At 59.7% G+C, this 11,097-nt stretch carries 12 protein-coding genes and 1 tRNA gene; 6 read left to right on the forward strand and 7 right to left on the reverse strand.

Features of this window, described 5'->3' with window-relative positions; translation table 11 throughout:
• Window positions 1-80: 80 nt before the first annotated feature.
• From NDJ82_RS13785 to NDJ82_RS13810, 6 genes are all read right to left on the reverse strand, one after another.
• On the reverse strand, window positions 81-680 hold the full coding sequence (locus tag NDJ82_RS13785) for a 50S ribosomal protein L25/general stress protein Ctc (RefSeq protein WP_099583948.1): 600 nt from the start codon (window positions 678-680) through the stop codon (window positions 81-83).
• A 138-nt stretch (window positions 681-818) separates the two neighbouring features.
• Entirely contained in the window at window positions 819-1,760 is a 942-nt protein-coding gene (locus NDJ82_RS13790) for a ribose-phosphate pyrophosphokinase (protein WP_003171603.1), read from the reverse strand.
• 46 nt (window positions 1,761-1,806) lie between these two features.
• Window positions 1,807-1,881 (reverse strand) — tRNA-Gln (locus NDJ82_RS13795).
• Between the two features lie 37 nt (window positions 1,882-1,918).
• Entirely contained in the window at window positions 1,919-2,770 is an 852-nt protein-coding gene (gene ispE / locus NDJ82_RS13800; RefSeq protein WP_099583949.1) for a 4-(cytidine 5'-diphospho)-2-C-methyl-D-erythritol kinase, read from the reverse strand.
• A gap of 1 nt (window position 2,771) precedes the next feature.
• Entirely contained in the window at window positions 2,772-3,389 is a 618-nt protein-coding gene (lolB, locus tag NDJ82_RS13805) for a lipoprotein insertase outer membrane protein LolB (RefSeq protein WP_099583950.1), read from the reverse strand.
• Between the two features lie 4 nt (window positions 3,390-3,393).
• Window positions 3,394-5,118 carry a tetratricopeptide repeat protein gene (locus tag NDJ82_RS13810; RefSeq protein WP_099583951.1) on the reverse strand — a complete coding sequence of 575 codons (1,725 nt, stop codon included), beginning with the start codon at window positions 5,116-5,118 and terminating at the stop codon, window positions 3,394-3,396.
• A 182-nt stretch (window positions 5,119-5,300) separates the two neighbouring features.
• Here NDJ82_RS13810 and hemA point away from each other — a divergent pair, with 182 nt between their 5' ends.
• The 6 genes from hemA to NDJ82_RS13840 all read left to right on the forward strand — a co-directional run bounded on the left by hemA (window position 5,301) and on the right by NDJ82_RS13840 (window position 10,657).
• Window positions 5,301-6,590, forward strand: coding sequence for a glutamyl-tRNA reductase (gene hemA / locus NDJ82_RS13815; protein ID WP_099583952.1), 1,290 nt, complete (start codon window positions 5,301-5,303; stop codon window positions 6,588-6,590).
• Window positions 6,587-7,669: a peptide chain release factor 1 gene (prfA, locus tag NDJ82_RS13820; protein ID WP_099583953.1), complete on the forward strand. Its 1,083-nt coding sequence runs from the start codon at window positions 6,587-6,589 to the stop codon at window positions 7,667-7,669. The genes hemA and prfA overlap by 4 nt, the downstream gene beginning before the upstream one ends.
• Complete coding sequence (prmC, locus tag NDJ82_RS13825; RefSeq protein WP_250925708.1) at window positions 7,670-8,500, forward strand: peptide chain release factor N(5)-glutamine methyltransferase; 831 nt, start codon at window positions 7,670-7,672, stop codon at window positions 8,498-8,500.
• The gene (locus NDJ82_RS13830; protein ID WP_250925709.1) at window positions 8,494-9,249 is read left to right on the forward strand and encodes a molybdopterin-synthase adenylyltransferase MoeB; all 756 of its coding nucleotides are present in this window, start codon (window positions 8,494-8,496) and stop codon (window positions 9,247-9,249) included. The genes prmC and NDJ82_RS13830 overlap by 7 nt, the downstream gene beginning before the upstream one ends.
• Complete coding sequence (gene murI / locus NDJ82_RS13835) at window positions 9,242-10,036, forward strand: glutamate racemase (RefSeq protein ID WP_250925710.1); 795 nt, start codon at window positions 9,242-9,244, stop codon at window positions 10,034-10,036. The genes NDJ82_RS13830 and murI overlap by 8 nt, the downstream gene beginning before the upstream one ends.
• A gap of 102 nt (window positions 10,037-10,138) precedes the next feature.
• On the forward strand, window positions 10,139-10,657 hold the full coding sequence (locus NDJ82_RS13840) for an acyloxyacyl hydrolase (protein WP_099583957.1): 519 nt from the start codon (window positions 10,139-10,141) through the stop codon (window positions 10,655-10,657).
• A 127-nt stretch (window positions 10,658-10,784) separates the two neighbouring features.
• On the opposite strand, the gene NDJ82_RS13845 is transcribed toward NDJ82_RS13840, so the two are convergent.
• Complete coding sequence (locus tag NDJ82_RS13845; RefSeq protein WP_099583958.1) at window positions 10,785-11,090, reverse strand: YkgJ family cysteine cluster protein; 306 nt, start codon at window positions 11,088-11,090, stop codon at window positions 10,785-10,787.
• Window positions 11,091-11,097: the final 7 nt, after the last annotated feature.

Raw genomic sequence — 11,097 nt, forward strand, 5'->3', positions numbered from 1 at the left:
ATAAACTTCGCGTTGTCGCCCGCTTTCTCGCTACGTTCCGGTCCGCGATGTTTCCTCAAGCTCCGGCAATACAGAGTGAATTACTCTGCAGCGCCTTCTTCAGCTTCTGGAGCAACGCGTGGAGCGTGTACGTTTGCAACAGCTTTGTCATCACCGTGAGCCAGTGCAACGAACTCAACGCCTTTAGGGGCCTTGAGGTCGGACAGGTGAACGATTGCGCCGATTTCCAGAGCCGACAGGTCGACTTCGATGAACTCAGGCAGATCTTTCGGCAGGCAAGTTACTTCGATTTCGTTCAGGACGTGAGAGATCTCGCCGCCTTTCTTGACCGGAGCTTCTTCACCAACAAAGTGCACAGGCACGATAGCGGTCAGTTTCTGACCGGCTACAACGCGTACAAAGTCAGCGTGCAGAACGTGGCCCTTGGACGGGTGACGTTGCAGGGCTTTGATGATTACGTTCTGCTTTTTGCCGCCAACGTTCAGTTCGATAACGTGGCTGTAGGCAGCATCGTTTTCGAGCAGTTTGGCAACTTCTTTAGCCAGCATGCTGATGGATTCAGGGGCTTTCTCGCCACCGTAAACTACAGCTGGAACCAGGCTTGCGAGACGACGCAGGCGGCGGCTCGCACCTTTCCCCAGGTCGGAACGCACTTCAGCATTCAGAGTAAAATCGTTCATGTTGTATCTCCAAAATAACCACATTCGCCCCAGCGTTTGCGACCAGCGCTAAAGGCGATATGGGCAAAAAAGCCCCGCCCCAACAGAATGCTGGGGCGGGGCGCTTTTCGTCAGTGAGGTGTTCCGAAGGTTTGACCCTTAGCGGAACATCGCGCTGATCGATTCTTCATTGCTGATGCGGCGAACCGCTTCGGCAACTACCGGTGCGATATCCAGTTGACGGATACGCGCACAGGCTTGTGCAGCAGCGGACAACGGGATGGTGTTAGTCACCACCAGTTCGTCCAGCACAGAGTTCTCGATGTTCTCGATTGCTCGGCCTGACAGCACAGGGTGTGTGCAGTAGGCGAAGACTTTTGCTGCACCGTGCTCTTTCAAGGCTTTCGCCGCGTGGCACAGGGTGCCGGCGGTGTCGACCATGTCATCAACCAGAATACAGGTACGCCCTTCGACATCACCGATGATATGCATCACTTCAGAGTGATTGGCTTTCTCGCGGCGTTTGTCGATGATCCCGAGATCAACGCCCAGGGATTTGGCAACAGCCCGTGCACGCACGACGCCACCAATGTCCGGGGACACGATCATCAGGTTTTCAAAGCGCTGATCTTCGATATCGTCCACCAGTACTGGCGAACCGTAGATGTTATCTACCGGAATATCGAAGAACCCCTGGATTTGGTCAGCGTGCAGGTCAACCGTGAGAACACGGTCGATGCCTACCACGGTCAGCATGTCAGCAACGACTTTCGCGCTGATAGCCACACGTGCGGAACGCGGACGGCGATCCTGACGGGCATAACCAAAGTAAGGGATTACAGCTGTGATTCGAGTCGCTGAGGAGCGGCGGAAGGCATCAGCCATCACGACGAGTTCCATCAGGTTATCGTTGGTCGGAGCGCAGGTCGGCTGAATAATGAAGACGTCTTTACCGCGAACGTTTTCATTGATCTCGGCTGTAATTTCGCCGTCGGAAAATTTACCGACAGAGATGTCACCGAGAGGGATATGCAGCTGACGTACGACACGTCGAGCCAGATCGGGGTTGGCGTTCCCCGTAAAGACCATCATCTTGGACACGCGCAGTACCTAGAGGCTGAGGGTAACCTGGATGAGTATTAGAAAATGGCAGGGGCGGCTGGATTCGAACCAACGCATGGCAGGATCAAAACCTGCTGCCTTACCGCTTGGCGACGCCCCTGTATCTGTTGCAACGAGTACCCAGTACTCGGTTCCTTTTAGAGCAGACTTTGCAGCTTGCGATGCAACATCGAAACGTTGCTTCCCTTTGCTACAAACCCTGTAAGGGTCTCTGTAAGAAGGGCCGAGACTTTATCAGCTTCAGCTTTGTTTGGGAAGCCCCCAAACACACAACTTCCAGTTCCGGTTAATTTTGCTTCGGTAAATTTACCTAACAAATTCAAAGCGTTACGTACCTCTGGATAACGCCTTGCTACAACCGGTAAGCAGTCATTTCGACTGTTTCCCTTGGGAACGGGGCGCACTTTAATGGGAGAAGAGTTACGTGTCAACAACGGATCTGAAAAAATTTCTGCTGTACTTACAGATACTTGCGGGACAAGCACGACATACCACGGCTCTTCGGGATATTCCGGGGTAAGTTTCTCCCCCACGCCCTCAGCAAATGCGGCGTGTCCGTGCACGAAAACCGGGACGTCTGCGCCCAGTGTCAGGCCCAGTGCGGCCAGGCGATCATGGCCCCAGCCCAGTTGCCACAAGTGATTGAGCCCCAGCAACGTCGTCGCGGCATTTGAACTGCCGCCACCGATTCCGCCGCCCATGGGCAAAATTTTATCGATCCAGATATCGATGCCCAATGCACAACCCGATTGTTCCTGAAGTTTTTTGGCCGCCTTCACGATCAGGTTGCTGTCGTGGGGCACGCCTTCGAATTCGGTGTGCAGGTGGATCACGCCATCGTCGCGCACGGCGAAGGTGAGCTCATCACCGTAGTCGAGAAATTGAAACAGCGTCTGCAACTCGTGATAGCCGTCTTCACGACGGCCGAGAATATGCAGCATCAGGTTGAGCTTGGCGGGTGAGGGCAGCGTCAGGCGTTCTGAAGTCACGTTATTGCCCCAGCTTGCGCGGTTGCCAATCCTTGATCACCAGCGTGACATCAAGGTCAGTGCCATGCAGCTTGATGCGCTCGGGCAGCCAATAACCGCCCTGTTCCACATAACTGAGGTACTCGACCTGCCAGCCATCCTGTTCCAGTGATGCGAGGCGGCTGTCACCATTGAGGCTCAGGCGACTCTTGCTGTCCGGAGCGGGCAAGCCGCGCACCCACCACACCAGGTGCGACACGGGTAGCTTCCAGCCAATCTGTTCTTCCAGCAGTGCTTCCGGCGAAGCCGCCTCATAGCGGCCCTGGTTGGCCACTTCAAGGCTGACTTGCCCCGGTCGACCTGTCAGGCGAGCGGCGCCACGGCCCAGCGGGCCCGACAAGCGAATGTCGTAGTAGTCCTGGCGTTGCAGCCAGAACAAGGTGCCGCTGCCTGAGTCCTTGGGTGCGCGCACGCCGACTTTGCCTTCGATCTGCCAGCCATCAATGCTGCTGAGCTGATCCTTGTGCTGTTGCCATTGCGCCGGGTTGCCCTGGCCTTCAACGGATTCACGGCTGCCGATGCCCGCGCAACCGGCGAGCAGGGCGATAAGACTGAACACTACAACATGGCGCAAGAACATAAGCTTAAAGGGTCTCGGATCCGGTCAGGCGCTTGATGGTGCCGCGCAGGATGGGGCTTTCGGGTTGTTCCTTGAGGAATTTTTCCCAGATTTGACGTGCTTCGCGCTGCTTGCCATTGGCCCACAGCACTTCGCCCAGGTGCGCCGCGACTTCCTGATCGGGGAAGCGCTCCAGCGCCTGGCGCAGCAAGCGCTCTGCTTCGTCGAGGTTGCCCAGGCGGTAATTCACCCAGCCGAGGCTGTCGAGTACGGCCGGGTCTTCAGGGTTGAGCTGGTGTGCCTGTTCGATCAACACCTTGGCTTCGTCGTAGCGGGTCGTGCGGTCTGACAAGGTGTAGCCCAGGGCGTTGAGGGCCATGGCGTTGTCAGGGTCACGCTTGATGATCAGGCGCAGGTCTTTTTCCATCTGCGCCAGGTCATTGCGTTTTTCCGCCTGCATGGCGCGCGTGTACAGCAGGTTCAAGTCGTCGGGGAATTGCAGCAAGGCTTGTTGCAGCAGTTTCCAGGCGCGCTCGCCCTGATTGTTGGCCGACAGGGTTTCGGCCTGGATCAGGTACAGCTGGATCGCATAGTCCGGCTCGGCATCGCGGGCCGCGGCCAGGCGTTTTTCGGCCTCGTCGGTACGACCGTTGCTCATCAGGATATCGGCCTGGCGCAGCTGGGCCGGCAGGTAGTCGTTACCGGGGCCAACCTGGGCGTATTCGAGCAGGGCGGCCTGAGGGTCGTTGCGTTCTTCCGCGATACGGCCCAGGTTCAGGTGCGCCGAGTCCACATGGCTTTCACGCCCGATCAGTTCTTCAAGGTAACCCTTAGCCTCGTCCCAGGCCTTGGCTTCCAGGCACACCAGCGCCAGGGAGTAACGCAGTTCGTCGTCATCGGGGTATTGCTGGACCAGGTTGGCGAACTGCACTTTGGCATCCTCCATACGGTCCTGCTCCACCAGCATACGTGCGTAAGTCAGGCGCAGGCGTTTGTCGTCCGGGTACTTCTTGATGCTTTTTTCCAGCAGCGGAATGGCTTCCTTGCCGCGATTGAGATTCTGCAGCAAGCGTGCGCGCAGCAGGATCGGCGCGATCTCGCCCTCGTCCGGCGGGTTCTGCTCCAGCAGTTTCAGCGCGGCGTCGGCCTCGTCGTCCTGTTGCAGCAGCAGGGCCTTGCCGAAAATCAGCTGGCTGTTTTTTGGATGCTTTTGCAGCAGGCGGTCGAAACTCTTCATCAGGCCATTGCGCGTGTCCTGGTCAGTGTCGGCAGCCGACAGCGCGAGGAAGTCGAAATGGGTGTCGCCCTTGCCTTGCAGGACTTTCTCCATATAGACCATGGAGTCGTCATAGCGCCCGGCCCGCGCCAGTTGAATGGCCGCCGCCCGTTGCGCTTCCAGATCGTCCGGCGCGTTTTTCGCCCAGATCAGCGAGGTGTCCAGTGCGGCCTGATCGGCGCCCAGGTACTCGGCGATGCGAAATGCCCGTTCGGAGATGCCAGGATCCTGTGTATTGATGGCCTGGGTCACATAGTTGTCCAGCGCAATGTCGAAGCGATTGCGCTGGCCGGCCAGTTCCGCACTCAGCAGGCTGAACACCGTTTCTTCACTGAATGAGGAATAAACCTTGGGCTTTTCAGGGGCGGGGGTGCTGTCTTCTACCGGCGGCGTACCGTCCGGCGACACGGGGGCCAAGGTCTGGCAGCCGCTGAGGAAGACAAAAGCAAGGAGCAACGCGGAAGATCTATTCATATAGGAAGAGGACGACTAACCTGCGGTCGGATCATCATGACACAAGCCTTCGGCCAAACATAACCGAGTCTCAGTTGGTGCCTTTATAGACACAAGGCATTAGGACAATAGACGACGGTGGTTGTTCTGAATCTTTCGAAGTAGGACAATTGTCGGCTTCCCGACATCATCAGCGATATTGAATGGCCTTCCTCGCACTCGGTATTAACCACAAGACTGCCTCCGTAGACGTGCGCGAGCGCGTGGCGTTTACGCCAGAGCAGTTGGTTGAGGCCTTGCAGCAGCTCTGCCGGCTCACCGACAGTCGCGAAGCTGCGATCCTTTCGACCTGCAATCGCAGCGAGCTTTATATAGAGCAGGAACATCTTTCAGCGGATGTCGTCCTGCGCTGGCTGGCCGATTTCCACCATTTGAGCCTCGACGACCTGCGCGCCTGCGCTTATGTGCACGAAGAGGATGCGGCAGTTCGTCACATGATGCGCGTGGCTGCCGGTCTCGATTCGCTGGTGTTGGGCGAGCCGCAGATTCTGGGGCAGATGAAATCCGCCTACGCTGTGGCGCGTGAGGCCGGTACCGTCGGCCCGCTGCTGGGCCGGCTGTTCCAGGCCACGTTCAATTCCGCCAAGCAGGTGCGCACCGACACCGCCATCGGCGAAAACCCGGTCTCGGTGGCATTTGCCGCCGTCAGCCTGGCCAAACAGATTTTCAGCGACCTGCAACGCAGCCAGGCCTTGCTGATTGGCGCCGGCGAGACCATCACCCTGGTCGCCCGTCACCTGCATGACCTGGGTGTGAAGCGCATCGTCGTCGCCAACCGCACCCTGGAGCGCGCCAGCATCCTCGCCGAACAATTCGGTGCCCACGCCGTTCTGCTGGCGGATATCCCCGCCGAACTGGTGCGCAGTGACATCGTCATCAGCTCCACCGCCAGCCAATTGCCGATCCTCGGCAAGGGCGCGGTGGAAAGCGCGCTGAAGCTGCGCAAGCACAAACCGATTTTCATGGTAGACATCGCCGTTCCCCGGGATATCGAGCCCGAAGTCGGCGAGTTGGACGACGTTTACCTCTATAGCGTCGACGATCTGCACGAAGTCGTCGCCGAAAACCTCAAGAGCCGCCAGGGCGCAGCCCAGGCCGCCGAGGAAATGGTCAGCACCGGCGCCGAAGATTTCATGGTGCGCCTGCGTGAACTGGCGGCAGTGGACGTGCTCAAGGCGTATCGTCAGCAGGGCGAACGCCTGCGCGACGAGGAACTGATCAAGGCCCAGCGTTTGCTGGCCAACGGCAGCAGCGCCGAAGAAGTGCTGATGCAACTGGCCCGTGGCTTGACCAACAAGTTGCTCCACGCACCCAGCGTACAGTTGAAAAAGCTTACCGCCGAAGGCCGCCTCGATGCGCTGGCCATGGCTCAGGAACTCTTTGCCCTCGGTGAGGGCGCGTCAGAAAGCTCTTCGGATAAAAAACCGCAATGAAAGCGTCACTGCTCAATAAACTGGACGTGCTCCAGGACCGTTTCGAAGAACTGACCGCCTTGCTCGGCGATGGCGAAGTCATCTCCGATCAGACCAAGTTCCGCACCTATTCCAAGGAATACGCCGAAGTTGAACCGATCGTAACCACCTACGGGCAATGGCTGAAAACCCAGGCCGACCTTGAAGGTGCCCAGGCGCTGCTCAAGGACAGCGACCCGGATATGCGCGAAATGGCCGTGGAAGAAGTCCGCGAGGCCAAGGACAAGTTGATCGCGCTGGAAGGCGACCTGCAACGCATGCTGCTGCCCAAGGATCCAAACGACGGGCGCAACGTGTTCCTCGAAATCCGCGCCGGCACCGGTGGCGACGAGGCGGCGATTTTCTCCGGCGATCTGTTTCGCATGTATTCGCGCTATGCCGAGCGACGTGGCTGGCGTGTGGAGATCCTGTCCGAAAACGAGGGCGAGCACGGCGGCTATAAAGAAGTCATCGCGCGGGTCGAAGGCGAAAATGTCTACGGCAAGCTGAAGTTCGAATCCGGCGCGCACCGCGTACAGCGTGTCCCGGCGACCGAATCCCAAGGCCGTATCCACACCTCGGCGTGCACCGTGGCTGTATTGCCTGAGCCGGATGAGCAGGAGGCCATCGAGATCAACCCGGCGGACCTGCGGGTCGACACTTACCGCTCGTCCGGTGCCGGTGGTCAGCACGTCAACAAGACCGACTCGGCAATCCGTATCACCCACTTGCCGTCGGGCATCGTGGTCGAATGCCAGGAAGAACGTTCCCAGCACAAGAACCGGGCCCGGGCCATGTCCTGGCTGTCGGCCAAGCTCAATGACCAGCAGACCAGCGCCGCCGCCAACGCGATTGCCAGCGAGCGCAAGTTGCTGGTGGGTTCGGGCGACCGTTCCGAGCGCATCCGTACCTACAACTTTGCCCAGGGCCGGGTCACCGACCACCGGGTCAACCTGACCCTTTACTCCCTCGACGAGATTCTCGCCGGCGGCGTCGATGCGGTGATCGAGCCCTTGCTCGCCGAGTACCAGGCCGACCAATTGGCCGCGATAGGTGAATAAATGACCATCATCGCCAGCCTGCTGCGCGCCGCCGACCTGCCCGACTCGCCCACCGCGCGCCTGGACGTGGAATTGTTACTGGCGGCGGCCCTGGGCAAGTCCCGCAGCTACCTGCACACCTGGCCGGAAAAAATCGTCAGCAGCGAAGACGCGCTGACCTTTGCCGACTACCTCCAGCGCCGCCGCGCCGGGGAGCCGGTCGCCTATATTCTCGGCCAGCAGGGCTTCTGGAAGCTGGACCTGGAGGTCGCGCCCCACACGCTGATCCCGCGTCCGGACACCGAGTTGCTGGTAGAGGCCGCCCTGGAATTGTTGCCGGCCACGCCCACCCAGGTCCTCGACCTCGGCACGGGTAGCGGCGCCATCGCATTGGCCCTGGCCAGCGAGCGCCCGGCCTGGCACGTCACGGCCGTCGACCGCGTGCTGGAAGCCGTGGCGCTGGCCGAGCGCAATCGCCAGCGTCTGCACCTCAATAACGCCACAGTGCTGCGCAGTCATTGGTTCAGCGCGCTGCAAGGTCGCCGTTACGACCTGATCATCAGTAATCCGCCGTATATCGCCGACAATGACCCGCATCTGGTCGCGGGCGATGTACGTTTTGAACCGGCCAGCGCCCTGGCGGCGGGCCATGACGGTTTGGACGACCTGCGGTTGATCATCAACGAGGCCCCGGCCTACCTGAATGCCGGTGGTTGGTTGCTGCTCGAACACGGTTACGACCAGGGCCTGGCCGTGCGTGATCTGCTGCTGGGCCAGGGTTTTGAGGGCGTGCACAGTCGCATCGACCTCGGCGGCCACGAACGCATCACCTTGGGGCATCGCCCGTGCTGACCGATCAGGAGCTGTTGCGCTATAGCCGACAGATTCTGTTGCAGCATGTCGACATCGAAGGCCAGTTGCGCCTTAAAAACAGCCGTGTGCTGATCGTCGGCCTCGGTGGCCTGGGCGCGCCAGTGGCGCTGTACCTGGCCGCTGCGGGCGTGGGCGAACTGCATTTGGCCGACTTCGACACCGTCGACCTGACCAACCTGCAACGTCAGATCATCCATGACACCGACAGTGTCGGGCAGACCAAGGTCGACTCGGCCCTGCGCCGCCTGACCGCCATCAACCCTGAAATCACGTTGGTCGCCCATCGCACCGCGCTGGACGCCGACTCGCTGGCGGCGGCAGTGGCTGCGGTGGACGTGGTGCTTGATTGCAGCGACAACTTCTCCACACGCGAAGCGGTCAACGCCGCCTGCGTTATCGCGGCCAAGCCGTTGATCAGCGGGGCAGCGATTCGCCTGGAAGGCCAATTGTCGGTGTTCGACCCGCGTCGCGCCGACAGTCCGTGTTACCACTGTTTATACGGGCACGGCAGCGACACCGAACTCACCTGCAGCGAAGCGGGCGTGGTCGGGCCGTTGGTGGGGCTTGTCGGCAGCCTGCAAGCCTTGGAAGCCTTGAAGTTGCTGGCCTGTTTCGGTGAACCGCTGGTGGGCCGCTTGCTGCTGATCGACGCCTTGACCACACGTTTTCGAGAATTGCGCGTCAAGCGTGATCCCGGTTGCAGTGTCTGCGGGACGCAACATGGTTAAGGACGCGCCAATCGGTGTGTTCGATTCCGGCGTCGGCGGTTTGTCGGTGCTGGATGAAATCCAACAGCTATTGCCCCACGAATCGCTGTTGTACGTGGCCGATTGCGGGCATATCCCCTATGGCGAGAAAACCCCCGAATTTATTCGTGAGCGTTCGCGACGGGTCGCTGAGTTTTTCCGCGAACAGGGTGCCAAGGCTTTTGTGATTGCCTGCAACACCGCCACCGTCGCCGCCGTTGCAGATTTACGCCAGGACTACCCAGACTGGCCGTTGGTGGGCATGGAGCCCGCCGTCAAGCCAGCGGCTGCCGCCACCCGCAGTGGCGTGGTCGGCGTGCTGGCCACCACCGGCACCCTGCAAAGTGCCAAGTTCGCCGCGTTGCTCGACCGTTTCGCCACCGATGTGCGGGTGATCACCCAGCCGTGCCCCGGCCTGGTGGAACTGATTGAAACTGGCGACCTGAACAGCCCGGCCCTGCGCCAGTTGTTGCAGGGCTACATCGAGCCGCTGCTCAACGCCGGTTGCGACACCATCATCCTCGGTTGCACCCACTATCCCTTCCTGAAGCCCCTCCTGGCACAGATGCTGCCCCCCAGCATCGTCCTCATCGACACCGGCGCCGCCGTGGCCCGCCAGCTCAAGCGTTTGTTGGGCGAACGCAACCTGCTGGCCCATGGCGATCCTGAACCTGCCCAGTTCTGGACCAGCGGCGATGTGTGTCATCTAAGAAATATCCTACCCACACTTTGGAAACATTCCGCAGTTGTGCGAAGCTTTGGCTCGTGAAAATTTCGTGAAATGTCGCTGAACTTCTGGCTCTGAGTCAGCTTCTATAGCGAGATGGCCTGTAAAAAATCATACAACTTCGTTCTCAAAGGACTGTTTCTTATGAAGCGCTTGTTCTGTTTGGCCGCAATTGCGGCCGTAGTGGTGGGACACTCGGTTTCGGCCCAGGCTGCTGGCCTGGAATTTGGCGTAGGCAGCACCAGCGACTCGACCATGACCTACCGATTGGGGCTCACGTCGGACTGGGATAAAAGCTGGTGGCAGAGCGATGTGGGTCGCCTGACCGGTTACTGGAGCGGCGCTTATACCTACTGGGATGGCGACAAGCGCGCCAGTGCCAGCAGCCTGTCGTTCTCGCCGGTGTTTGTGTATGAGTTTGCCGGGGAATCGGTCAAGCCATACATCGAGGCGGGGATCGGTGTGGCGGTGTTCTCCCGCACGAAGTTGGAAGACAACAACATCGGCCAGGCTTTCCAGTTCGAAGACCGTCTGGGGTTCGGCCTGCGGTTTACCGGTGGGCATGAAGTGGGCATTCGTGCCACGCACTATTCCAATGCCGGCATCAGCAGCAACAATGATGGGGTAGAGAGCTACGCGCTGCACTACACCCTGCAGCTGTAATTGCGCAAATCCCTTGTGGGAGGGGGCTTGCCCCCGATTGGGCTGTATCAGCCAGCAAGTTTTTGTCTGACACACTGCAATCGGGGGGCAAGCCCCCTCCTGCATTTGATCGTCATCGGTGTTTAGGTCAGCGGTAGGCCGTCGCAATCCCCTGGCGCTCTTCGATGCACTCCGGTGCGCCCATCTCGAATTCCCGGCAAATCAGCGGCCGACGCTCATAGATCGTGCACATCATCGTGTCCCGATCCAGCGCCGCGCACCAGCCGTCGTCCAGGCGCAGCATCACTTCGCCGCCCCAATCGTCGGTGTCGATATAGCGCTCCGGCACGCCGGTGTCGGTGATCAGCATGACTTCCAGCTGGCAGCAGCAGGCCGCGCACGTCGAGCAGGTGACGGCGGGTTCGGCGATTTGAGTGTGGGGGATGTTGGTCATGGCGGCA

Origin of the sequence: Pseudomonas sp. SR18, assembly GCF_023701505.1 — a bacterium.
In the GTDB taxonomy this organism is placed as follows: Bacteria; Pseudomonadota; Gammaproteobacteria; order Pseudomonadales; family Pseudomonadaceae; genus Aquipseudomonas; species Aquipseudomonas cyclaminis.

Excerpts from the sequence above, each read along its gene's own strand:
- NDJ82_RS13785 (WP_099583948.1), bottom strand. The coding sequence starts at position 680 with ATGAACGATTTTACTCTGAATGCTGAAGTGCGTTCCGACCTGGGGAAA.
- lolB (WP_099583950.1), bottom strand. The coding sequence starts at position 3,389 with ATGTTCTTGCGCCATGTTGTAGTGTTCAGTCTTATCGCCCTGCTCGCC.
- NDJ82_RS13810 (WP_099583951.1), bottom strand. The coding sequence starts at position 5,118 with ATGAATAGATCTTCCGCGTTGCTCCTTGCTTTTGTCTTCCTCAGCGGC.
- hemA (WP_099583952.1), top strand. The coding sequence starts at position 5,301 with ATGGCCTTCCTCGCACTCGGTATTAACCACAAGACTGCCTCCGTAGAC.
- prfA (WP_099583953.1), top strand. The coding sequence starts at position 6,587 with ATGAAAGCGTCACTGCTCAATAAACTGGACGTGCTCCAGGACCGTTTC.
- prmC (WP_250925708.1), top strand. The coding sequence starts at position 7,670 with ATGACCATCATCGCCAGCCTGCTGCGCGCCGCCGACCTGCCCGACTCG.
- murI (WP_250925710.1), top strand. The coding sequence starts at position 9,242 with ATGGTTAAGGACGCGCCAATCGGTGTGTTCGATTCCGGCGTCGGCGGT.
- NDJ82_RS13840 (WP_099583957.1), top strand. The coding sequence starts at position 10,139 with ATGAAGCGCTTGTTCTGTTTGGCCGCAATTGCGGCCGTAGTGGTGGGA.
- NDJ82_RS13845 (WP_099583958.1), bottom strand. The coding sequence starts at position 11,090 with ATGACCAACATCCCCCACACTCAAATCGCCGAACCCGCCGTCACCTGC.